Origin of the sequence: Arthrobacter phoenicis (genome assembly GCF_047238215.1) — a bacterium.
Classification (GTDB): Bacteria; Actinomycetota; Actinomycetes; order Actinomycetales; family Micrococcaceae; genus Arthrobacter.
Map to the genome: position 1 here is coordinate 1,633,917 of NZ_JBDFMK010000001.1, position 20,897 is coordinate 1,654,813.

Sequence of the window (20,897 nt, forward strand, 5' to 3'; positions counted from 1 at the left end):
ATCCTGCCAGCCGGGGCAGACAGCCACGGGCAGGGCCGGAGCGGCGAGCCGGTGCATCGGCATCGGCGTCGCGGGGGTCAGGTCAGCGCTGGTCTGCGGCGCCCCCTCAGTCCCGCCATTGGCCGCGGTCTTGGAGCACGGCCTTGAGCAGGTCCGCCCGGTCCGTGACGATGCCGTCGACGCCGAGGTCGAGGAGCCGGTGCATCTCCGCCTCCTCATTGATGGTCCAGACGTGGACGTGCAGGCCATGCCGGTGGGCGCGCCGCACGAAGCCCGCCGTCACCACGGGAACCGCGCCGAACCGGACCGGGACCTGCAGGGCGTCGACCCCACGCAGCGCCCGCGCCGTCACGCGCCGCATCACCGGCGTCGGGAGCAGCGGACCCAGCAGCACGAAGAGCGCGTTGGAGGCCATGCCGGCGGAGCTGGCGGCCGGCCGGCTCAGGCGGCGCAGCACCGCGCGGCGGCGGCGGTCGGAGAAACTGGCCACCAGCACCCGGTCGTGCAGCCCGTGCCGTTCGATCGCCGCGGCGAGGGTTTCCACCGAGTTCCAGTCCTTGACGTCCAGGTTCAGCCTGGCGTCGGGGAATTCAGCGACGAGTTCGGCGAGCTGCGGGATGGGCTCGGTACCGGCGATGCGCGCCCGGGCCACCGTCTCGGCGGAGAGTTCGGAAACGCGCCCGGCCCCGTCGGTGACCCGGTCCAGGGTCTCGTCATGGAAGAGCAGCAGCACGCCGTCGGCGGTGGTGTGCACGTCGGTTTCCAGGTACCGGTAGCCCAGGCCGACGGCGGCGCGGAACGCGGCCATCGAGTTTTCCGCACCTTCCGGCGAGAACCCGCGGTGGGCGATGGCCACGGGAGTGGCTGGGCCGCCGTCGCGGGCGAGGAAGGGGTGCTCTGCGCTCATCCGGTCAGCGTACCGGAGCCGCGGTCCTAGCCGTGGGGCAGGATTTCGACGCCGTCGCTGCAGTGCAGCAGGGTGCGTCCGCCGCCGTCGAGGTCCACCCAGACGGTGGTGTGGTCCACGGTGAGCGCGTCCACGAATCCGTCCGCCTCGTAGCCCGGGGACATCCGCACCCGGACCCGGTCACCCTGGCGCAGGCTCTGCCAGTGGGCGTCCGGAGTGACCCGCCGCAGCGGCTGGTCGTCAATATGTCGCTTCACGTTCCTGGCCATGATTGCCCGCCCTCAGTCATCCGATCCGTTCCGTGACTCGAGCGTAAGAGGCCAAGGTGAACGGCAGTTGGCCGCAAGCTGGGAATCACATGTCCGCGGCGCGGGCGGGACTGCCGTACGGGCGGCGCGGCGGGTCAGCGCCGCGCGACGGAATGACGGCGGGTCAGGGCCGCGGGGTGAGGGTCAGGGCTGGCGGACGCCGAGGTCGGCGAGCCGTGCCTCCAGGATCTGGGCCACGCCGTCGTCGTCGAAGTGCGGGGCAGTGTGCGCGGCGGCGCGGATGGCGTCCGGGTGGCCGCTGGCCATGGCGTAGCCGTGGCCGGCCCAGCGCAGCATCTCGATGTCGTTGGGCATGTCGCCGAACGCCACCACGTCTTCGGCGCCGAGGCCCAGGGCGCGGGCATATTCGGCGAGGGTCACGGCCTTGTTCACACCCGGGAGGGAGAGCTCCAGCAGGGCCATATTGGGGGCGGAGTGGGTGGCGGCGGCGAGGTGGGCGACGGCGGGCGAGACGTCCGCGAGGAACTCATCCGCAGTGCCTTCCCGGATTATCGCCATCAGCTTCACGACGGAATCGCCGGGACGGAGTGTCTCGTGCAGCGGAGCGGGGGTGACCTCGTCGAGAAGGCCGGCCGAGTTGCCGCCCAGGAAGTGCGGTTCCAGGTGGAAGCCCTCGAGGGTTTCCGCGGCGAACAGCGCGTCCGGCCGGATGCCCTGGATGATCCGCCGGGCTTCGAAGACCGATTCGAGGGCCAGGGCGCGGGAGGAGATGACCCGGTCGGATTCCAGGTCCCAGACCACGGCCCCGTTGGAGCAGATCACGGTTCCGGTGTGGCCCAGCTGGTCCCGAAGGGGGTGCAGCCAGCGCGGCGGCCGGCCGGTGACGAACACCAGCTCCACGCCGGCGTCGCGGCAGGCGTGGAAGGCGCGGACGGTCCGTTCGCTGATCCTGCCGTCATGTCCCAGGATCGTTCCGTCGATATCGCTCGCTACCAGCCGCATGCTGCCAGTCTACGTCGGCGCCCCGGGCGGTTGCCCGGGACGCCGACGGTCAGTGCTGTTAGAAACTTCTCAGTGCTGTTCGTAGATGCCGGTCAGCCGGGCCCGCCCGATGCTGTGGCTGAAAAGGTTGAAGCCGAGGAACGCGGGGCTGCCATCCGCGTCGACGTCGAGGTGTTCGACGTCGACGGCGTGCACCACCACGAGGTAGCGGTGGGGGCCGTGGCCCTTGGGCGGCGCCGCTCCCACGAAGCCGGCGAATCCGGCGTCGTTCTTCAGCTGCAGGGCACCCCGGGGCAGGTGTGCGCCGTCCTTGGAGCCCGCGCCGGCCGGCAGCGAAGTGACGTCCGCCGGGATGTTCAGGACGGCCCAGTGCCAGAAGCCGCTGGCCGTCGGCGCGTCCGGGTCGTAAACGGTGACGGCGTAGCTCTTGGTGCCTTCCGGGGCGCCGCTCCAGCTCAGCTGCGGGGATTCGTCCTCGCCGCCGGCGCCCATGAGCCCGCTGCGCTGCGGCGGCGGGAGGGTCTCCCCGTCGGCGAAGGATTCACTGCGGAGGTCGAAGGCGGGAACGTCCGGGAGCGGGGCATACGGGTCGTGGGAGGTCATGGCTGCCTTTCAGGTCTAACGCGGAGGTCGGGAGCTTACGGGGCCGTGCTGGTGTTCACGCTACCAAGTTCCATGGCGGAGAGTTCCGCGCGGCCGGGCGGGTTGGCGCCGGCCCGGGAGACGGTGACGGCGGCGGCCGCCGCGGCGTGCACCAGGAGCTCGCGCAGGCTGCCGGCGGAGAGGGAGCGCAGCTCGCCGCGGTTCTGCGCGCCGTCCAGGCCGCGGTCCACGATGCCGGACAGCAGCGCCGCCATGAAGGAATCCCCCGCGCCCACGGTGTCCGCCACCTTGACCCGGGGCGCCGGCGCCTGCGCTTCGCCGTCGGCGTTGACGCCCCAGGGGCCGACGGCGCCGCGGGTGACCACCACCAGCGCGGGGCCTTCGGAGCCGCCCAGCGAGAGCCAGCGCCGGGCCGAATCCAGCGGATCCACGCCGGGGTAGAGCCATTCGAGGTCCTCGTCCGAGGCCTTGACGACGTCGGCGAGGGCGACGAACTTTTCGGCCTGGTGCCGGGCGTAGTCGGCATCGGTGATGATGCTCGGGCGGCAGTTGGGATCGAAGCCGATCGTGGCGGAGGGGTGGGCGCGCTCGACGGCGGCAAACACGGCGGCGGCGCCGGGCGCCAGCATGGTGGCGATGGAGCCGGTGTGCAGCAGGGTGGTGGCCTGCAGCATGAGCGGCAGACGCTCGGTCAGGTCGGGCAGCTGCCAGGCGAGGTCGAAGGTGTAGCTGGCCGCCCCGGCGTCGTCGATCAGCGCCGTCGCCACGGAGGTGGGCAGGTCATCGGGGCCGAGGGGCAGCAGCACGGACCCGGATCTGAGGTGCGCTGCCACCGCTTCGCCGTATTCGTCCCGGCCGTAGCGGCCGATGAACTGGACCGGGTGGTCCAGCCGGGCCAAACCGATGGCGACGTTCAGGGGGCTGCCGCCGACGTGGGCTTGGGTGCCGGAGGACCGCTGGACGACATCTACCAAGGCCTCGCCAATGACTGTGAGCATGGTCATACTCTGCCAGAGAATCCGGTATGGCGCCGCTCCCGGGCCACTTTATAGAGATACCCCCAGGGGTATATCATTGAGGCATGTCGACTCCCGCCCCCAGCCATGCCACACGCCGCGATGCCGTCGGTTCCGCCGTCGTCCTTGGCCTGCGCAGCAACCTCCCGCAGTTCCTGCTGCTGGTGGCGGTCAACGCGCTGGTGGGTGGAACCCTGGGCCAGGAACGCACCGTGCTGCCGCTGCTGGCCGGCGAGGTGTTCCACCTGGACTCCTACAGCGCCGCCCTGACGTACATCCTGGCCTTCGGGCTGGCCAAGGCGGCCACGAACTACGCCGCCGGAACACTCTCGGACCGGTTCGGCCGCAAGCCGGTACTGGTGACCGGCTGGCTGATCGCTCTCCCGGTGCCGCTGCTGCTGATCTTCGGGTCCAGCTGGGCATGGATCGTCGCCGCCAACGTGGTGCTGGGCGTGAGCCAGGGGCTGACCTGGTCCACCACCGTGGTGATGAAGATGGACCTGGTGGGGCCGCACCGCCGGGGCCTGGCCATGGGCTTCAACGAGGCGGCAGGCTACCTGGGCGTGGCCGGCACCGCGCTCTTCACCGGCTATCTCGCGGCCACCTACGGCCTGCGGCCGGCACCGTTCCTGCTGGGCGCCGCGTTCATCGCCGTGGGGCTGGGCCTGTCCGTGCTCACCGTCCGCGAGACCCACCACCACGCCAAGGCCGAGGCGGCCTCCCGCGCCGGATCCGTGGCGGGTGCGGCGGCGGGTCCGGCTGCGGGCGCTGTTTCAGGCGGACTCAGCAGCCGCGAGGTCTTCACGCTCACCAGTTTCCGGGACCGCTCCCTCTCCGCCGTGAGCCAGGCCGGCATGGTGAACAACCTCAACGACGGCCTCGCCTGGGGACTGTTTCCGGTGCTGTTCACCAGCGCCGGCCTGCCGCTGGAGCAGGTGGGAATCCTGGCCGCCGTGTACCCGGCAGTCTGGGGCGCGGTGCAGCTGGTCACCGGGGCGGCGTCCGACCGCCTCGGCCGGAAATGGCTGATCGCCGGCGGGATGGGCGTGCAGGCGGCGGGACTGGTGATGGTCGCGGCGGGGCACGGGTTCGGCCCCTGGTTGGGCGCCGCCGTGCTGATGGGCATCGGGACGGCCATGGTCTACCCCACGCTGCTGGCAGCGATCGGCGACGTCGCCCATCCGGGCTGGCGGGCACGGTCCGTGGGCGTCTACCGGCTCTGGCGCGACGGCGGCTTCGCCGTAGGTGCGCTGCTGTCCGGCGTCCTTGCGGACGCCTACGGGATTCCGCCGGCGATCATGGTGGTGGCCGCCCTCACCGCGGCGTCCGGCGTGGTGGTGGCCCTGCGGATGCGGGGGACGGACCACCGGCGCTAAACGCCCACAAGGGGGGGGCACCGCCGTCGGCGGACCATCGCAGCGGCCGAAGTCGTTAGGAACCCGACGTCGTCAGGAACCCGCGGCGTCCTGCTGGTAGACGTCCGGGATGCCGTCCTGGTCCGAATCCCGGCGCTCCTCTTCCTCCGCGATCCGGTACTGCCGGTTCCGGGTGGTGAGCACCGCACTGGCGAGGAGGGCCGCAATGAAGGACGCCGCCAGAATGCCGACCTTCGCGTGGTCGTCGTGGGGGCTGCCCTGGCCGAAGCTCAGCTCTGCCACCAGCAGCGAGACGGTGAACCCGATGCCGGCGAGGATGGACACCCCGGTGATATCGATCCAGCGCAGCGAGCCGTCCAGCCGGGCGCGGGTCAGCTTGGTCAGCAGCCACGTGGTCGCCAGAATGCCGATCGGCTTTCCGAGGACCAGCGCCACGATGATGCCGAGAGCCACCGGATCGGAGAGCGCCGAGCCGAGGCCCTCCCAGCCGCCGACCGCCACCCCGGCGGAGAAGAACGCGAAGACCGGCACGGCCACGCCGGCCGAGATGGGCCGGAAGCGGTGCTCAAAGATCTCGGAGAGTCCGGGCCCGGCCTCGGGGCCGCCGCTGGCCTGCGAACGGATCACGGGGATGGCAAAGCCCAAGAGCACGCCGGCCACCGTGGCATGGATTCCGGAGGCGTGGACCAGGGCCCAGGTGATGACGCCCAGGGGCAGCAGGATCAGCCAGGCGGCGGGAGCCTTCAGGCCGAAGAACCGCCGGTACCGGTGGGCCAGGAACGTGTAGAGGCCCAGCGGTACGAGCGCCAGCAGCAGGGGCAGCACGTGCAGCTCCCCGGAATAGAACACCGCGATGATGGTGATGGCGATCAGGTCGTCCACCACCGCGAGGGTGAGCAGGAAGATCCGCAGGGCACTGGGCAGGTGCGAGCCGATGATCGCCAGGACGGCGACGGCGAACGCGATGTCCGTGGCGGTGGGGATGGCCCAGCCGCGGAGCGTTTCGGCGTTGCCCAGGTTCACCAGCACGTACAGCACCGCCGGCACCAGGACACCGCCGGCCGCGGCAGCCACGGGGACGATCGATTTGCTCAGTTGCCGGAGGTCGCCGGCGATGAATTCGCGCTTGAGTTCGAGGCCCACCAGGAAGAAGAAGATCGCCAGCAGGCCATCCGCGGCCCAGGCGCCGAGGCTGAGGTTCAGGTGCCAGGGTTCGTAGCCGATGGTCAGGTCGCGGAGCGCAAAGTAGCTCCCCGAGGCCGGGGAGTTTGCCCAGATCAGGGCGACGACGGCGGCGGCCACCAGCAGCGCACCACCAACGGTTTCCTTGCGGAGGATCTCGCCGATGCGCAGTGATTCGGCGTAGCTGCCGCGGCTGAACAGGGCGGGACGGGTCGAAGCCGTCTTCTGGCCCGGCGGCTGCGGGGAAGGGGTCGTGGGTGTCTGGCTCATCTGGGAAGTCCTCACGGTGGGGTCGACGAAATTATGCCGACCAGACTTCCCGGCGCACCTGACTCCAGTCTAGGCGATAGGCCCGGCTGCACGTGGGCCGGTCCGGCCGCCGGCTCAGGCGAGCAGTTGCTGGACCAGTTCCCGCGACTTCCGGTAGGCCGGCGCCTTCGTGTCGATGAGGGCGAAGTGGTCGCCGGGAACCTTGACCAGCTGCACTGCGGCGCCGGCGGCCCGGCCGGCGGCGGCATAGGTCTCGGACTGGCTGATCGGCACGGTGTCATCCTCCGTGGTGTGGAGCGCGACGACGGGCACGTTGAGGGGCACGGCGGTCATGGGGTCCGCAAACTTATGCCGTTTGGGGTATCTTTCCGAGGAGCCGCCCAGGAAGTTGCTGACGGCCCCGTTGCTGAGGTCCAGTCGGTCCGCCTCCGCCAGGTTCAGCAGCCCGGACTGGCTCACCACGCCCGTCAGGTGCACCGCCGCGCCGTCGTCGTTGCGTTGCAGTTGCCGGTCCGCGTCCGGAAGTCCCAGCGCGCCCAGCCGGCTGCGCCCCGCGGCCCAGACCGCCAGGTGGCCGCCCGCCGAGTGGCCCAGCGCCACCACGCGGTCCAGGCCCAGGTCGTGCTCGCCGGCGGCGTCCCGGAGCTTGTCGATGCCGTTCAGGACGTCCGCGAAGGTCTGCGGCCAGCCGCCGCCGTTGCCGGCCCGGCGGTACTCAAGGTTCCAGGCGGCCATTCCGTGGCTCGCGAGGTCCTTGGCCAGCGGCTCGCCCAGTTCGGCCCCGTACTGGGAACGCCAGTAGCCGCCGTGAATGACCACCGCCACGCCCCTGGTTTCGGTGCCGCCGGGCAGGAACAACTCGGCCCACTGGCTGGGGTCGTCCCCGTAGTGATACTTCTGCCGCTTCACGGTGTCCTCCGGGGGGCCGGGTGAGCATGCCACGGCGGCGGCCCCCAGAGCCGCCGTAGCCGCAGCACCGAGCAACACCCGACGCCGCAGATCAGCCATGCCCAGAGCCTACCGTGGGCCCGAGGCCGTACGGCGGAGGCCCGGGCGGACGTCCGCGGGGGAACCGGAGGGCGGCGGGGCCCGGGCACACTGTCGGCGCCGCACCGTATGCTGGGGCGCATGGCAAGCAACTGGGACCGTCTGGACCCCGCACTGCGCGAATCGGTGCAGGAAAACGTGGAGCTCTACGAGCGGGTCCGCCCTGCCCTGAAACTCGTAACCCGGGACGTGCTGTTGACGCTGCGCACCATGCTGAAGGGCACCGAGGTGACCCCGCTGTTCGTCACCGGACGGACCAAGACGGTGGAATCCTTCCGCGAGAAGATCTCCCGGGTGGAGGAACCGGTGGAACCCGGGGCGCCGCCGGTGCTGAAGTTCCCGGATCCGTTCCGGACGCTCAATGACATGGTGGGAATCCGGGTGATCACTAAGCTCCCGGCGGAGAACGCCGTCGTGGCCAACCTGATCAAGCGGCAGCGACAACTCTTCGACTGCCGCGGTGACCGGGAGAAGGACATCGGCTCGATCGAGTCCGGGACCTACGGGTACTCCAGCCGGCACCTGATCCTGCGCAGCATCCAGAATGAGGCGGTCAAGGAGTATCAGCAGGTCTTCAACCCGGAGGCCCAGCCCAACGGCAGCTACTTCTTCGAGTGCCAGATCAGGACGGTCTTCGCCCACGCGTGGAGCGAGATCGAGCATGACATCCGCTTCAAGGCCGAGGACCCGCGCGCCTGGACCCCGCAGTTCGACCGGCAGTTCACCGCGACCGCCGCGATGCTCGAGACGGTGGAAAGCGCCTTCGCGGACCTGCACGAACGCTACGAGGAGGTCCGCAGCTACTGGGACATGGAGGGCGAAGGCGCCGCACAACTGACGCCGAACCGGATCCGCGACGTCTGGCGGACCCTGCTGCCGCACGTTGACCGGAAGGTCGACGACGACTGGGGCTGGGCCGCGGAGCTGATGGCGGCCCACGGGCTGAACCAGACCGTGGAGCTCGCGGGGCTGCTGAGCGCTTCCCGCATCACCGAGGTCCGCAAGGCCCTGGACCACCGCTACTCGCCCGGGCCGGACCGGCTGCTCGATGACCTGCTGCTCTGGGAGTACGGGCACGCGCACATCGACCTCACGGCCGAGCCCGCCGACGCCGTGCCGCACCCCCGCCGCGACAGCCTGCTGCGCCGCTTGAAGCAGATCGAGCGCTACCGGCTCACCACCGGGTAGGTTCCGGGTCCGGCTTAGAGCGCCGCGGGTTCCAGCCTCTCCTCGACGACGGCGGCCTCTGATGTTCCGGGCTGTTCAAGCCGGACCCGGTAGGCCGCCTTGCCGGGGGTTTCGGTGACCACGTCGGTGAGTTCGGTGCCGCGGTAGACCAGTCCCACGCCGTCGTCGGTGCAGTGCGTCTCCCCCACCGTGCCGTCGGCCACCAGCCGGTGCACCGTGGGACGGCGCGCGGCCTCGGAATCGTAATGGACGCCGTTGTCGTAGGGCAGCAGCGCCAGCCCGTTGTCCACGGCCCGGAGTTCGGGGCCGAACGAGTCGGTGGTGCCGCCCTTGAACCAGCAGATGGACCCTGCGGAGACCCCGGCGAGGACGACGCCGGCCTCCCAGACGCGGCGGAAGATTTCGTCCAGGCCGTGCGCGCGCCAGACCGCCAGGAGGTTGACCACCGAGCCGCCGTTGACCCAGACGACGTCCTGGCCCAGCAGATAATCCTCGATGTTCCCGACGTTCGGCATGGTGAAGAGGTTCAGGTGGCTGAGGTCGAACCCGGCCACCCTGCCGGCCTCGCTGAGTTCGTGGTTGAACCAGCGCTGGTCGCCGCTGGCCGTGCCGACGTGGCTGATGCGCGGCGCCCGGCCGGAGACCCCGGACAGTTCGACGGCGTGATGCACCAGTTTGTTGAACTGGAAGCGGGTCCGGGTGCCGGGGCGCAGGCCGCCGGAGGTGGCGAGGATGGTGGGGCTGCTGGCGGTCATGGGCGCGGGTTCCTCCGGCGGGATCAGGGGCGGTGTGCTTCGAGACTAGCCGTCATCTGCGCGCCACCGGCTACCTTTGGAGGCAGGCGGCAGCGTCCCGGCCGCCCCCACAGCCGAAAGAAGGTCTGGATGGACAGCGACGCCGGTGCATGGTTCCTCAGCGGCCCGGAGCGGGGTAATCCCGCCAGCGAGGTGCAGGACGGCCGGAACGGAGGTCCCGCCTGGTCTGAGGGGAACCTGGTCCGGCCCCTGGTCCACGGGGTCACCTACTTCGCCCGCCTGCACGAGGAACTGTCCTCGCTGACCGCCGGCGACCGCGTCTGGTTCACGGACTGGCGCGGCGACGCCGACGAGCGCCTGGTGCCCGACGGCCCCACCATCGGCGACCTGCTGGCTTCCCTGGCGCGCTCCGGCGTCGAGGTCCGCGGCCTGGTGTGGCGCTCCCACGGTGAGCGCATTTCAGCACCGATCAGCGGCCGCTCCAACGAGCTGCTGGGCCGGGAGATCAACGACGCCGGCGGCGAAGTCCTGCTCGACCAGCGGGTGCGGATGTTTGGCTCCCACCACCAGAAACTGGTGGTGATCCGGCGCCGGGACGATCCTGCCCGGGACGTGGCGTTCGTCGGCGGCCTGGACCTGTCGCACAGCCGCAGGGACGACGCAAACCACGCCGGGGATCCGCAGGCCGTGGAGATGGACCCGCGCTACGGTGAGCGCCCGCCGTGGCATGACGCCGCCCTGGAACTGCGCGGGCCCATCGTGGCGGACGTGCTGGCCGTCTTCGCCGAACGCTGGAACGATCCCCACCCCCTGGACCGCAAGACCCCCTACCGGATGCTGCTGCAGCGCCTGGCCCGGATGCCGCGGCATCCGGAACCGCTGCCGGAGACCGCCCCGCCGCCCCCGCCGGCGGGCACCCATTCGGTCCAGGTGCTGCGCACCTACGGGGTGAAGCGGCCCCCCTTCCCGTTCGCGCCCGACGGCGAACGCAGCATCGCCCGTGCCTACGCCAAGGCGTTCGGCCGCGCGAGGTCGCTGATCTACATCGAGGACCAGTATCTGTGGTCCCTCGAGGTGGCGGACGGGATCGCCGACGCACTGGAACGCAATCCCGACCTCCGGGTGATCGCCGTCGTGCCGCGCTATCCGGACTCGGACGGCCGCCTCGGCGGTCCGCCGCGACGGCTGGGCCAGCTCCAGGCCCTGCACCGGCTGCACCGGGCCGCCCCGGACCGGGTGTCCGTGTTCGACCTGGAAAACGCCGCCGGAACCCCGGTGTACGTCCACGCCAAGGTCTGCATCATCGACGACACCTGGTTCACGTGCGGCTCGGACAACTTCAACCTCCGGTCCTGGACCACGGACAGCGAATTGACCTGCGCCGTCGTGGCCCCGGCTCTGGCCCGGCAGCTCCGGCGCGAACTCTGGGCCGAGCACCTGGGCCTGGACCCGGCCGACCCCCGGATGGACGACGCCGATTCCTGGGGAGACCTCTGGAAAGGGACGGCCGCCGCCCTGCAGCACTGGCACGACGGCGGCCGCACGGGGCCCCGACCCGCGGGCCAGGTACGCCGCCACACCGTCGAGACCGTGACCCGGCTGCAGCGGCTCTGGGCGGAGCCCCTCTACCGGCTCATCGTCGACCCGGATGGCCGGCCCCGACGGCTGCGGGGAACCACTCAGTTCTAGGGACAGGCTCCGGCCTGTCAACGGCTGCACGGACTGAACCGACCCTGACCTGCGGCCCGTGCTGGAAGCGTTATCGGCGCGCCACTTGGCAAAATATCGCAAGCACCCTTACTATTTCCTCTGAAGCGGCCCCCGGGCCGGGACTCACCAAGAACCATCCATATCTTCACCCAAAGAGTCATCAAGGAGTCATAATGTTGCTTTGGATCGCGATTATCCTGGCCGTTCTCTGGCTGCTCGGCCTGCTCGGCAGCATCGGCGGCGGGTTCATCCACCTGCTGCTCGTCGTCGCCGTCATCGTCCTGATCTTCCACTTCGTCCGTGGTCGATCCTCGCGCGTCTAAGTACCGCGAAACCCGGCAATGGCGGGGGTGCTGACCTGGTCGGCTCCCCCGCCATTGTCATGTCCGGGCTAGCCTAGATCCGGTGGCCACCCGGGCTGCCGCCGGCCCTTTGGCCGGGGAAGGGAGTCCCGTGAAGAAGATCCTGTCCCGCGAACCCGGCTGGCGTCGGGAGGGGCAGATGCCCGACTACCGGTTCTCCCTGGCCAACGAACGGACGTTCCTGGCCTGGATCCGCACCGCGATGGCCATTCTCGCGGGGGCTATCGCCATCGACCAGCTCACGCCGCAGATCGCGCCCCAGCCGGTGCGGGTGGTGCTGTGCCTGGTCCTCTCGGTCATCGGCGCCCTGCTGGCCGTCGAGGCCTACCGCCGCTGGGCCCTCCAGGAACAGGCCATGCGGAACAACCGCGAACTCCCGCACGCCTGGCTGCTGGTGGCGATGACCGGAGTGATCGCGGCGGCCGCCGTCGTCTTCGCCGTCCTGATCCTGCTGGGCCGATGACCGCCGTGGCCGACGGCGGAACGGTCCCGGGCCGGGATCCCGGCCTTCAACCGGAGCGGACCTCGCTGGCCTGGCGGCGGACCCTGCTGGCACTCCTGGTGGCGGACTTCTTCATCTGGCGCTCCTGGCTCACTCACCTTGGGTTGGAACGCATCCAGGAACACTCCCCCGAACAGGGCGGACCCGGCGGCTACGCGCTGGGCCTCGGGATCGCCGCCGCGGCCGCCGCAGCGGCAACGGTGCTGATCGCGGGCTGCGTGATTGCCCGGGCCCGGGTCCTCCGGCGCGGCACCGACGCCCCCTCGGCCGGGTTGCTCCGCACGGCCGCCGTTGCGGTGCTCCTGCTCGCCGCCGCAGTGGCTGCCAGCATTGTCCTTTCCCGCTGACCCCACCCCTGGGATCGGTTCTGGGCGACGCCGCCCGCTGTCATTTACCGCCGGCTGGGTCGGCGCCCTACGCGATGCCGGTGGTGCCGAGCAGCAGGCCCACGGCGTAGGTGAACGCCATGGCCAGCGCCCCGCCGATCACCAGGCGCAGGGTGGCCTTCCGCTTGGAGCTGCCGCCGATCCTGGCGCTGATCGTGCCCGTGATGGCCAGTGCAATGACGACGGCGACGAAGGTCAGCGGGATGCGCACCTCGGCGAGGGTCAGGATGATGGTCAGGAACGGCAGGATCGCGCCAACGGTGAAGGCGATGGCCGAGGCCATGGCGGCGTGCCAGGCGCTGACCACTTCGTGCTCGTCGATCTTCAGCTCCGCCTCGAGGTGCGCACCCAGCACGTCGTGGTCGGTCAATTCCCGGGCCACCGTCTGGGCCGTGGCCTCCGAGAGCCCCTTGGCCTGGTAGATCGCGGTGAGCTCCGCCAGTTCGCCCTCGGGATCCTCTTCGAGTTCGCGGCGTTCCTTCTCGATCAGGGCCCGCTGGCTGTCGCTCTGGCTGCTGACGGAGACATATTCCCCAAGAGCCATAGATACGGCACCACCGACGACGGCGGCCGCGCCGGCCACAAGGATGGGGGTGACATCGTTCGTCACACCGGCCACGCCCACCACGGTCGCGGCGACGGAAACGATCCCGTCATTCGCGCCGAGGACGCCGGCCCGCAACCAGTTCAACCTGGCGGCAATGCTCTCGTCGTGCGGTTCGTTGGCGTGCAGCGCGGCGTCAGTCATGGCCTTAGTAAAACACCCGGCGGCGGGCCGCGCCACGCTGGTCCGCCGTCCGGCGGAAGGGAAGCACGCCGTCCGGCGGAAGGGAAGCACACCGTCGGACCCGCCGTCGGACCCGCCGAGACCCGTCGGAAGGCCACACAGAGAGGCCCTTCCGGCTCTGGCGCTGCCATGGACCCGTGCCTAGAGTGGCCCCAAACGCCCCCCAGACGGTCCAACGAAGGGACATCGATGTCATTTCAGGCCTACCTTGACTCCATCGAGGCCAAAACCGGACTCACCCCCAGGGAGTTCCTCGATGCCGCCCGCGACAAGGGCATGACGGGCAGTTCCGTGAAGGCCGGGGAGATCCTCGACTGGCTCAAGGCCGACTACGGCCTGGGCCGCGGCCACGGGATGGCCCTGGTGCACGTGTTCAAACACGGCCCGGGCATCAGCGCCAAGCACGTCGGAACCACCGGCGCGCACAGCGACGCCACCGACACGCTCTGGCTCGACGGCAAGGACTCGAAGCCCAGAACTTAGTCCCGGGGCACGCCGTCGAGGGTCAGTGCCCGGCGCCGAGCTTTCCGCCGAGCCGTTCCTGCATCCGGACGCTGGCGTCGTTGAGACCCACGATCTTCACGTCCTTGCCATGGTGGCGGTACTTCTCCGTGATCGCGTCCAGCGCCGCCACGGTGGAGGCATCCCAGAGGTGGGACGCGTGCAGGTCGATCACCACAAACTCCGGGTCCAGCGCATAGTCAAACTGCGTATAGAGCTCGTTCGAGGAGGCGAAGAACAGCTCGCCGGTCACCGTGTAGGTGGCGGTGTCATGGCCGCCGGCGGTGGTCACCGTGCGGTCCACGGTCACGAAGTGCGCCACGCGGCGGGCGAACAGCACCATGGCCACGAGCACCCCGACGCCGACGCCGACGGCCAGGTTGTGGGTGGCGACGGTGCCGATGACCGTGGCCACCATGACCGCCGTCTCGCTCTTGGGCATCATCTTCAGGGTGCGGGGCCGGATGCTGTGCCAGTCGAAGGTGGCTACCGATACGAAGATCATCACTGCCACCAGCGCCGCCATCGGAATCAGGGACACGATGCCGCCCAGCACCACCACCAGGATCAGCAGGAAGACGCCGGCCAGGAAGGTGGAGATCCGGGTGCGGGCGCCGGAGGCCTTGACGTTGATCATGGTCTGGCCGATCATCGCGCAGCCACCCATGCCGCCGAAGAAGCCGGTCACGATGTTGGCCACGCCCTGGCCCCAGGCCTCACGGGACTTGGGCGAGCGGGTATCGGTGATGTCGTCGACCAGCTTGGCCGTCATCAGGGACTCCAGCAGACCCACGAAGGCCATGGCCAGCGAGAACGGGAAGATGATCTGCAGCGTCTCGAGGGTGAACGGGACGGACGGGATCAGCAGGGACGGCAGCGAATCCGGCAGGGCGCCCTTGTCCCCCACGGTCGGGACGGCGACGGCGGCCAGCACGGTGATGAGCGTCAGCACGACGATCGCCACCAGCGGGGCGGGGACGGCGGTGGTCAGTTTCGGCAGGCCGAACACGATCACGAGGCCGAGGGCCGCCAGCGGGTAGACCAGCCAGGGGACGCCGAGGAGTTCGGGGACCTGGGACATGAAGATCAGGATGGCCAGGGCGTTGACGAAGCCCACCATGACCGAGCGCGGGATGAACCGCATTAGCTTCGCCACGCCGGACAGCCCCAGGATGATCTGGAATATGCCGGCGAGGATGACCGCCGCGATGAGGTAGTCCACGCCATGTGAGGCGACCAGCGGCGCCATCACCAGGGCCACGGCCCCCGTGGCGGCGGAGATCATGGCGGGACGGCCGCCCACGATCGAAATCGTGACGGCCATGGTGAAGGAGGCGAAGAGGCCGATCCGCGGATCGACGCCGACGATGATCGAGAACGCGATGGCCTCGGGAATCAGCGCGAGGGCGACGACGAGGCCGCCGAGGACCTCGGTCTTCAGCCGCCGCGGGGAGGCGAGGGTGGCCCTGACGGACTGACGTTCTTCGGGGGTTGGGGCGGGTGCGGGCACGGCGGTTGTCACGGCCACTGCTGGCTCCGTTTCTGATTGGGGGCGCCGGGGCGCCACGGATCCCGGGACCGGCCCGGGTCTGGCGAATTCTGTGATGCGTCGATTGCGGGCGCCACACTGCGCCGAAGAAGAGCGGGACGGCTTGGCCATCACACCGCGTCTTCATCAACTCTACCCTAACGTGATGGTAGAGTTGAACGTCGAGCGGACGGAGACCTTCATGACGGCCAAAACCACCACCATGCACATCGGCGAACTGGCGGAACGCACGGGCCTGTCCCTGCGCACCATCCGGCACTACGACGACGTCGGCCTGCTGCCCGCGTCCGCCCGCACCGAGGGCGGCTTCCGCGTCTATTCGGAGACCGATGCCGATCGCCTGATGGTGATCAAGCAGATGAAACCGCTCGGATTTTCCCTGGAGGAAATGGCCGAAATCCTGGCCCTGCTCGGCACGGAGGCCCCTACGGCCACCACCGCACTTGCCGAATTCCTGGAACGCGCCGAAATCCAGCGCGCCAAGATGGCCCGCAACCTCGCCCAGGCCGACGAGTTCATCACCATGCTGGGCCGCCGGACCGCCTAGACTCCGCCTGACACACTCCCCGCGCCCCCGGTCACAAAGTGGCCGCGCGGGCGCACCGAGTGGCACCATTCTTGGATGCTTGAGGCAACTAAATCTTCAGAGTCCCGTACCGACGCGGACACCCCGGCCAATCCCGCCCTCGCCGCCGAGGCCCGGATCGCCCGCATCGCCGTCACGGTCTTCCCGCTCCTGGTGGTGGTGGCCGGCGTCGCAGGCTTCCTGGCACCCGGTGCCTTCAAGCCGCTCGCACCCAGCGTCCCGTATCTGCTCGGCATCATCATGTTCTGCATGGGGCTGACCCTCACGCCGCCGGACTTCGCCTCCGTGGCGAAACGGCCGTGGGCCGTGGTGCTCGGCATCGTGGCGCACTACGTCATCATGCCGGGCGCCGGCTGGCTGATTGCCCAGGCGCTGCACCTCGAGCCGGAACTCGCCGTCGGAGTCATCCTGGTGGGCTGCGCGCCGTCGGGCACCGCCTCGAACGTGATGGCCTTCCTGGCCAAGGGCGACGTCGCCCTTTCCGTCGCCGTCGCCTCCGTCTCAACGCTGATCGCCCCGGTGGTCACCCCCCTGCTGGTGCTGTTCCTGGCCGGTTCCTACCTGCAGATCGACGCCGCCGGAATGGTGCTGGACATCGTCAAGACCGTGCTGCTGCCCGTCGTCGCCGGCCTGCTGGCGCGACTGTTCCTCAAGCGCGTGGTGGCCAAGGTCCTCCCGGCCCTGCCGTGGGCCTCGGCCGTGGTGATCTCCCTGATCGTGGCGATCGTGGTCGCCGGCAGCGCTAGCAAGATCGTCGCCGCCGGCGGCATCGTCTTCCTCGCCGTGGTGCTGCACAACGGCTTCGGCCTGGGCCTCGGCTACCTCGCCGGCAAGCTGGGCCGCCTGGACGACAAGGCCCGCCGCGCCCTGGCGTTCGAGGTGGGCATGCAGAACTCCGGCCTGGCCGCGACGCTGGCCACCGCGCACTTCAGCGCCCTGGCCGCCCTGCCCTCGGCCGTGTTCTCGCTCTGGCACAACGTCTCGGGCGCCATTGTGGCCGCTTGGCTGGCCCGCCGTCCGCTGCGCGACGCCTAAGCCGCTTTTCGTTTCACCGGCTGGGCCTCAGCCGATCCGTGCCGCCTCGTCCAGTGTGCGGGCCTCGAAGTGCTCCAGCATGGGGCGGATCGCGGCGAGCCCTTGGGCGAACGTCGGGGAGCCGCGCCACTGCTCGATTTGCTCCAGCGACTCCCAGGCGCCGGTACTGATGAAGCGCTGGCGGACGTCCGCGTCGTGCATCAGCACGGCCTGGGCGCCCGGGTAGTCCTCCTCGGTCTTCCTGGCCAGGTCCCGCCAGGCCTGGACAAAGTCATTCTCGCGGCCGGGATGCACCAGCCAGATCCCCAGGCTGTAGACAGACATGGCCCGCCTCCGTTCTCGATGTGGGGCTGATTCCCCCAGCATCGGACTGGCCCGCGGACGCCGGTAGGGCCGGACTGCCCGCCGGCAGCTAGCCGATCAGGGCCAGGACCGCACCGGCGCTGACGGTGCCGCCGGCGTCCGCCCGGACGTCGGTGAGGGTGCCGTCCCGGTGGGCGGAGACCTGGGTTTCCATCTTCATCGCCTCGAGGACCACGACGGCGTCGCCCGCGGCGACCTCGGTCCCGGGCTCCACCAGCCACTTCACCACGGTGCCGGCCATGTCGGCGCACAGTTCGGCAGGGTCGGTGTCGGCCGGGTCGCCGTCTGGCCGGCCGGCGGTTTCGGCGTCGTGCCCGCTCCCGCCCGCTGACGCGCCGTTCCCTCCGCGCATTAAGCCGTCCAGCAGCTCCGCGGGGAGCCCGACGGCGAGGCGTTTTCCGTCCACGTCCACGGTGATGGTGCGGCGGGCGCCCTCGGGTGCGGCCGGGCTGTAGCCGGGATCCGCCGGGATCCGGTCCGCGAAGTCCGTCTCGATCCAGCGGGTGTGGACGTTCAAGGCGTCGGGGGCGGTGAAGTCCTCGGCGTCGAGGACGGCGCGGTGGAACGGCAACACGGTGGCGACGCCGGTGATCTCCAGTTCGGCGAGGGCACGGCGGGCGCGGCGGATGGCCTGCTGCCGGTCCGCGCCGGTGACGATGAGCTTGGCCAGCAGCGAGTCGAACTGCGGCGCCACGATCGAGCCGGCGCGCACGCCGGAGTCGAGCCGGATGCCCGGGCCGGTGGGGCCGCTGAAGCCGGTGACGGTGCCGGGCGAGGGCAGGAAGCCGCGGCCCACGTCCTCGGCGTTGAGCCGGAATTCGAAGGCGTGGCCGCGGGGTGCCGGGTCCCCGTCGAGGCCCAGCGGCTCCCCCGCGGCGATCCGGAACTGCTCCTGCACCAGGTCCACGCCGGTGGTTTCCTCGGTGACCGGGTGCTCCACCTGCAGGCGGGTGTTGACCTCGAGGAAGGCCACGGTCCCGTCGGCCGCAACGAGGAATTCCACGGTGCCCGCGCCGGTGTAGCCGGCCTCCCGGCAGACGGCCTTGGCGGAGTCGTAGATCTGCCGGGTCTGCTCGTCGGTCAGGAACGGTGCCGGCGCCTCCTCGACCAGCTTCTGGTGGCGGCGCTGCAGTGAGCAGTCGCGGGTGCCGACGACGGCCACGTTTCCATGCGTGTCGGCGAGGATCTGGGCCTCGACGTGTCGGGGTCGGTCCAGGTACCGCTCTACGAAGCACTCGCCGCGGCCGAAGGCTGCCACGGCCTCACGGACGGCGGAGTCGAAGGCCTCTTCGACCTCGTCGAGGGAGCGGACCACCTTCAGGCCGCGGCCGCCGCCGCCAAAGGCCGCCTTGATGGCCATGGGCAGGCCGTGCTTCTCGGCGAAGGCGCGGGCCTCGGCCGCGGATTCCACCGGTCCGTCGCTGCCGGCCACCAGCGGGGCTCCGGCCCGGACGGCCGTCTCGCGGGCGGTGATCTTGTTCCCCAGCAGCAGGATGGCCTCCGGTGACGGCCCGATCCAGGTCAGCCCGGCGTCCAGGACGGCCCGGGCGAAGTCGGCGTTCTCGGAGAGGAAGCCGTAGCCGGGGTGCACGGCGTCGGCACCGGACGCGGCGGCCGCGGCGAGCAGCTTGGGGATGCTGAGGTAGGTCTCGGCCGGGGAGTTGCCGCCGAGCGCGTAGGCCTCACCGGCGGCGGAGACGTGGAGGGCATCGGCGTCGACGTCGGCGTACACGGCCACGGAGGCGAGCCCCGCGTCGTCGCAGGCCCGGGCGACCCGGACGGCAATCTCTCCTCGGTTGGCGATCAGGACCTTGCGCATCAGGAACTCACTTCTGTGTCGGAAACTGTGGGGGCGGCGGGCGGTGCCGCGGGGGCGGCGGTGTGGTTGTCCCTGGCGCTGTCGGCCCAGCGGAAGCGGATGGTTCCGCCGATGGGGACCTGCCCCGCCCGGTCCAGGTGCGCGTCGACGACGACGGCGATCACCGGGTACCCGCCGGTGACGGGGTGGTCGGCCAGGAAGAGCACGGGCAGGCCCTCGGGCGGGACCTGGAGCGCGCCGGAGACGGTCCCCTCGCTGGCCAGTTCACCGTCCCGGGTGCGGCTTAGCGGTGTGCCGTCCAGCCGCATGCCCACACGGTTGGACTGCGGCTTCACGGTCCACTCCTGGGCCGTGAGGGCGTCCAGGGCGGCCCGGTCGAACCAGTCCGCGCGGGGCCCGGGGACGACGTCGAGCACGGTCACGCCGGCGTCGGGGAAGTCGGGCTGGACCTCGGGGTGGCCCACCACGCCGGACTCGGTGCTGCCGCCGGCGGCCAGCGCCTGCCCGGCTGCCAGAGGGGCCGGGCCGAGGCCGGCGAGCGTATCGGTGGACCGGCTGCCTAGTACCGGTGGGACATCGACGCCGCCCCGCAGGGCCAGGTAGCTGCGGAACCCGCTGGCGGGGGCACCGAGGGTCAGGGTCTCGCCGTCGAGCAGCGCGAACGGGGTGGCCATCGGCCCGGTGCGGTCGAGGGCCGCGCCGTCGTCACTGGCCGTGATGGTCAGCTCGCCGGGAGCACCGGTGACGGCGAGGACTTGGTCGCCCACGGCGCGGACCTGCAATCCCCCGGCCACGGTCTCGATCACGGCGGCGGACGCCGCGTTCCCCACCAGGCGGTTGGCCCGCCGGAGCGAGGCCCGGTCGAGGGCCCCGGCCGCGGACACGCCCAGGCCGGCGTGGCCGGTGCGGCCAAGGTCCTGGATCAGGCTCTGCAGTCCGGGCGAAATGATGCGAAGCCCGGAGGAGGCTTCCTGCGCCGGTGCGTCTGTGGCCGGCGCGGATTCGGGGGCGATGTTCAGGCTCTCCCGGACCGCGCGGAACTGGATCCGCTGGCCGGGGGCGGCGAGGGCGGGCTGGTCCCGGCTGAGGTCCCACATCCGGGTGGTGGTGTGTCCGATCAGCTGCCAGCCGCCGGGTGAACGGCGCGGGTAGACGGCTGAATAGGTGCCGGCCAGGGCGACGGCCCCGGCGGGGACGGCGGTGCGGGGCGAGCTGCGGCGCGGCACCTCCAGGGCGCTGTCTTCGCCCAGCAGGTAGCCGAAGCCGGGGGCGAATCCGGCGAAGGCCACGGTCCAGAGCTGGCCGGTGTGGGCGGCGACGACGCCGTCGGGGCCCAGCCCGGTCAGCCGGGCCACCTCGGCGAGGTCCTCGCCGTCGTACACGGTGTCGATGACCACCAGGCCGCCCTCGCGCTGGACCGGGGCGGTGAGGTCGAGCTCAGGCAGGGTGGCGGCGATGCGGCGGGCGGAGGCCGGGGAGTCGGCGGTGACCAGGACCGTCCGCGCGGCGGCCAGCACGTCCACCTGGCCGGGCAGCGGGTGTTCCTGGAGCAGGGCCTGGAGGGCCAGGACGTCTCCGGTGCCGGCGAGTTCGGCGAGGACCGCGCGGGTCCCGGCCGGGCGGACGCCGGCGACCCTGCCCGTTCCTGCCTGCAGTGCCTCCCCCGTGGTCTGGGTCATCAC

The 20,897-nt window shown here is 70.8% G+C and carries 22 protein-coding genes; 9 read left to right on the plus strand and 13 right to left on the minus strand.

The window, feature by feature from the left end; all coding sequences use genetic code 11:
* Window positions 1–106: 106 nt before the first annotated feature.
* The 5 genes from ABC337_RS07635 to ABC337_RS07655 all read right to left on the minus strand — a co-directional run bounded on the left by ABC337_RS07635 (window position 107) and on the right by ABC337_RS07655 (window position 3,779).
* A complete protein-coding gene (locus ABC337_RS07635) occupies window positions 107–907 on the minus strand; it encodes a glycerophosphodiester phosphodiesterase family protein (RefSeq protein ID WP_412884480.1) in 801 nt (266 codons plus the stop codon).
* A gap of 26 nt (window positions 908–933) precedes the next feature.
* Complete coding sequence (locus ABC337_RS07640; RefSeq protein WP_412884479.1) at window positions 934–1,176, minus strand: hypothetical protein; 243 nt, start codon at window positions 1,174–1,176, stop codon at window positions 934–936.
* Between the two features lie 183 nt (window positions 1,177–1,359).
* The gene (locus tag ABC337_RS07645; protein ID WP_412884478.1) at window positions 1,360–2,178 is read right to left on the minus strand and encodes an HAD family hydrolase; all 819 of its coding nucleotides are present in this window, start codon (window positions 2,176–2,178) and stop codon (window positions 1,360–1,362) included.
* A 69-nt stretch (window positions 2,179–2,247) separates the two neighbouring features.
* Complete coding sequence (locus tag ABC337_RS07650; RefSeq protein ID WP_412884477.1) at window positions 2,248–2,781, minus strand: YbhB/YbcL family Raf kinase inhibitor-like protein; 534 nt, start codon at window positions 2,779–2,781, stop codon at window positions 2,248–2,250.
* 35 nt (window positions 2,782–2,816) lie between these two features.
* Window positions 2,817–3,779, minus strand: a complete 963-nt coding sequence (locus ABC337_RS07655) for a PfkB family carbohydrate kinase (protein WP_412884476.1) — start codon at window positions 3,777–3,779, stop codon at window positions 2,817–2,819.
* A gap of 83 nt (window positions 3,780–3,862) precedes the next feature.
* On the opposite strand from ABC337_RS07655, the gene ABC337_RS07660 reads away from it, so the two are divergent.
* Entirely contained in the window at window positions 3,863–5,173 is a 1,311-nt protein-coding gene (locus ABC337_RS07660; RefSeq protein ID WP_412884475.1) for an MFS transporter, read from the plus strand.
* A 72-nt stretch (window positions 5,174–5,245) separates the two neighbouring features.
* Here ABC337_RS07660 and nhaA read toward each other — a convergent pair whose 3' ends face one another.
* Entirely contained in the window at window positions 5,246–6,625 is a 1,380-nt protein-coding gene (nhaA, locus tag ABC337_RS07665; RefSeq protein WP_412884474.1) for a Na+/H+ antiporter NhaA, read from the minus strand.
* Between the two features lie 114 nt (window positions 6,626–6,739).
* Window positions 6,740–7,534, minus strand: a complete 795-nt coding sequence (locus ABC337_RS07670) for an alpha/beta hydrolase (protein ID WP_412884970.1) — start codon at window positions 7,532–7,534, stop codon at window positions 6,740–6,742.
* Between the two features lie 219 nt (window positions 7,535–7,753).
* Between ABC337_RS07670 and ABC337_RS07675 the strand changes: the two genes are divergently transcribed.
* Entirely contained in the window at window positions 7,754–8,860 is a 1,107-nt protein-coding gene (locus ABC337_RS07675; protein WP_412884473.1) for a GTP pyrophosphokinase, read from the plus strand.
* 14 nt (window positions 8,861–8,874) lie between these two features.
* Here the strand turns inward: ABC337_RS07675 and ABC337_RS07680 are convergent, their stop codons facing one another.
* Window positions 8,875–9,615, minus strand: coding sequence for a Type 1 glutamine amidotransferase-like domain-containing protein (locus tag ABC337_RS07680; RefSeq protein WP_412884472.1), 741 nt, complete (start codon window positions 9,613–9,615; stop codon window positions 8,875–8,877).
* Between the two features lie 129 nt (window positions 9,616–9,744).
* On the opposite strand from ABC337_RS07680, the gene ABC337_RS07685 reads away from it, so the two are divergent.
* From ABC337_RS07685 to ABC337_RS07700, 4 genes are all read left to right on the plus strand, one after another.
* Entirely contained in the window at window positions 9,745–11,304 is a 1,560-nt protein-coding gene (locus ABC337_RS07685; RefSeq protein ID WP_412884471.1) for a phospholipase D-like domain-containing protein, read from the plus strand.
* 194 nt (window positions 11,305–11,498) lie between these two features.
* The gene (locus ABC337_RS07690; RefSeq protein WP_290257060.1) at window positions 11,499–11,648 is read left to right on the plus strand and encodes a lmo0937 family membrane protein; all 150 of its coding nucleotides are present in this window, start codon (window positions 11,499–11,501) and stop codon (window positions 11,646–11,648) included.
* A gap of 130 nt (window positions 11,649–11,778) precedes the next feature.
* Complete coding sequence (locus ABC337_RS07695) at window positions 11,779–12,150, plus strand: YidH family protein (RefSeq protein ID WP_377971079.1); 372 nt, start codon at window positions 11,779–11,781, stop codon at window positions 12,148–12,150.
* Window positions 12,147–12,536 (plus strand): DUF202 domain-containing protein, encoded by a 390-nt coding sequence (locus ABC337_RS07700; protein ID WP_412884470.1) that lies wholly within the window; start codon window positions 12,147–12,149, stop codon window positions 12,534–12,536. The genes ABC337_RS07695 and ABC337_RS07700 overlap by 4 nt, the downstream gene beginning before the upstream one ends.
* Before the next feature lie 67 nt (window positions 12,537–12,603).
* Here ABC337_RS07700 and ABC337_RS07705 read toward each other — a convergent pair whose 3' ends face one another.
* The gene (locus tag ABC337_RS07705) at window positions 12,604–13,323 is read right to left on the minus strand and encodes a VIT1/CCC1 transporter family protein (RefSeq protein WP_412884469.1); all 720 of its coding nucleotides are present in this window, start codon (window positions 13,321–13,323) and stop codon (window positions 12,604–12,606) included.
* Between the two features lie 228 nt (window positions 13,324–13,551).
* Here ABC337_RS07705 and ABC337_RS07710 point away from each other — a divergent pair, with 228 nt between their 5' ends.
* Window positions 13,552–13,845 carry a DUF4287 domain-containing protein gene (locus ABC337_RS07710; protein WP_412884468.1) on the plus strand — a complete coding sequence of 98 codons (294 nt, stop codon included), beginning with the start codon at window positions 13,552–13,554 and terminating at the stop codon, window positions 13,843–13,845.
* Window positions 13,846–13,867: 22 nt separating this feature from the next.
* Here the strand turns inward: ABC337_RS07710 and ABC337_RS07715 are convergent, their stop codons facing one another.
* Entirely contained in the window at window positions 13,868–15,391 is a 1,524-nt protein-coding gene (locus tag ABC337_RS07715; RefSeq protein ID WP_412884467.1) for a SulP family inorganic anion transporter, read from the minus strand.
* A gap of 166 nt (window positions 15,392–15,557) precedes the next feature.
* Here ABC337_RS07715 and ABC337_RS07720 point away from each other — a divergent pair, with 166 nt between their 5' ends.
* Together ABC337_RS07720 and ABC337_RS07725 are read left to right on the plus strand one after the other, a co-directional pair.
* Window positions 15,558–15,959 (plus strand): helix-turn-helix domain-containing protein, encoded by a 402-nt coding sequence (locus tag ABC337_RS07720; RefSeq protein WP_412884466.1) that lies wholly within the window; start codon window positions 15,558–15,560, stop codon window positions 15,957–15,959.
* 75 nt (window positions 15,960–16,034) lie between these two features.
* Window positions 16,035–17,033, plus strand: a complete 999-nt coding sequence (locus ABC337_RS07725) for a bile acid:sodium symporter family protein (RefSeq protein WP_412884465.1) — start codon at window positions 16,035–16,037, stop codon at window positions 17,031–17,033.
* 27 nt (window positions 17,034–17,060) lie between these two features.
* Here the strand turns inward: ABC337_RS07725 and ABC337_RS07730 are convergent, their stop codons facing one another.
* From ABC337_RS07730 to ABC337_RS07740, 3 genes are all read right to left on the minus strand, one after another.
* Complete coding sequence (locus ABC337_RS07730) at window positions 17,061–17,357, minus strand: antibiotic biosynthesis monooxygenase family protein (RefSeq protein WP_412884464.1); 297 nt, start codon at window positions 17,355–17,357, stop codon at window positions 17,061–17,063.
* Between the two features lie 88 nt (window positions 17,358–17,445).
* The gene (locus ABC337_RS07735; protein ID WP_412884463.1) at window positions 17,446–19,215 is read right to left on the minus strand and encodes an acetyl/propionyl/methylcrotonyl-CoA carboxylase subunit alpha; all 1,770 of its coding nucleotides are present in this window, start codon (window positions 19,213–19,215) and stop codon (window positions 17,446–17,448) included.
* A complete protein-coding gene (locus ABC337_RS07740; RefSeq protein WP_412884969.1) occupies window positions 19,215–20,894 on the minus strand; it encodes a 5-oxoprolinase subunit B/C family protein in 1,680 nt (559 codons plus the stop codon). Before ABC337_RS07740 ends, ABC337_RS07735 begins: the two co-directional genes overlap by 1 nt.
* Between the last annotated feature and the right edge of the window lie 3 nt (window positions 20,895–20,897).

What these genes read in the sequence shown, in the direction of transcription:
- ABC337_RS07635 (WP_412884480.1), bottom strand. Translation starts at nt 907, where the DNA reads ATGAGCGCAGAGCACCCCTTCCTCGCCCGCGACGGCGGCCCAGCCACT.
- ABC337_RS07640 (WP_412884479.1), bottom strand. Translation starts at nt 1,176, where the DNA reads ATGGCCAGGAACGTGAAGCGACATATTGACGACCAGCCGCTGCGGCGG.
- ABC337_RS07645 (WP_412884478.1), bottom strand. Translation starts at nt 2,178, where the DNA reads ATGCGGCTGGTAGCGAGCGATATCGACGGAACGATCCTGGGACATGAC.
- ABC337_RS07650 (WP_412884477.1), bottom strand. Translation starts at nt 2,781, where the DNA reads ATGACCTCCCACGACCCGTATGCCCCGCTCCCGGACGTTCCCGCCTTC.
- ABC337_RS07655 (WP_412884476.1), bottom strand. Translation starts at nt 3,779, where the DNA reads ATGCTCACAGTCATTGGCGAGGCCTTGGTAGATGTCGTCCAGCGGTCC.
- ABC337_RS07660 (WP_412884475.1), top strand. Translation starts at nt 3,863, where the DNA reads ATGTCGACTCCCGCCCCCAGCCATGCCACACGCCGCGATGCCGTCGGT.
- nhaA (WP_412884474.1), bottom strand. Translation starts at nt 6,625, where the DNA reads ATGAGCCAGACACCCACGACCCCTTCCCCGCAGCCGCCGGGCCAGAAG.
- ABC337_RS07675 (WP_412884473.1), top strand. Translation starts at nt 7,754, where the DNA reads ATGGCAAGCAACTGGGACCGTCTGGACCCCGCACTGCGCGAATCGGTG.
- ABC337_RS07680 (WP_412884472.1), bottom strand. Translation starts at nt 9,615, where the DNA reads ATGACCGCCAGCAGCCCCACCATCCTCGCCACCTCCGGCGGCCTGCGC.
- ABC337_RS07685 (WP_412884471.1), top strand. Translation starts at nt 9,745, where the DNA reads ATGGACAGCGACGCCGGTGCATGGTTCCTCAGCGGCCCGGAGCGGGGT.
- ABC337_RS07690 (WP_290257060.1), top strand. Translation starts at nt 11,499, where the DNA reads ATGTTGCTTTGGATCGCGATTATCCTGGCCGTTCTCTGGCTGCTCGGC.
- ABC337_RS07700 (WP_412884470.1), top strand. Translation starts at nt 12,147, where the DNA reads ATGACCGCCGTGGCCGACGGCGGAACGGTCCCGGGCCGGGATCCCGGC.
- ABC337_RS07705 (WP_412884469.1), bottom strand. Translation starts at nt 13,323, where the DNA reads ATGACTGACGCCGCGCTGCACGCCAACGAACCGCACGACGAGAGCATT.
- ABC337_RS07710 (WP_412884468.1), top strand. Translation starts at nt 13,552, where the DNA reads ATGTCATTTCAGGCCTACCTTGACTCCATCGAGGCCAAAACCGGACTC.
- ABC337_RS07720 (WP_412884466.1), top strand. Translation starts at nt 15,558, where the DNA reads ATGGTAGAGTTGAACGTCGAGCGGACGGAGACCTTCATGACGGCCAAA.
- ABC337_RS07725 (WP_412884465.1), top strand. Translation starts at nt 16,035, where the DNA reads ATGCTTGAGGCAACTAAATCTTCAGAGTCCCGTACCGACGCGGACACC.
- ABC337_RS07730 (WP_412884464.1), bottom strand. Translation starts at nt 17,357, where the DNA reads ATGTCTGTCTACAGCCTGGGGATCTGGCTGGTGCATCCCGGCCGCGAG.
- ABC337_RS07735 (WP_412884463.1), bottom strand. Translation starts at nt 19,215, where the DNA reads ATGCGCAAGGTCCTGATCGCCAACCGAGGAGAGATTGCCGTCCGGGTC.
- ABC337_RS07740 (WP_412884969.1), bottom strand. Translation starts at nt 20,894, where the DNA reads ATGACCCAGACCACGGGGGAGGCACTGCAGGCAGGAACGGGCAGGGTC.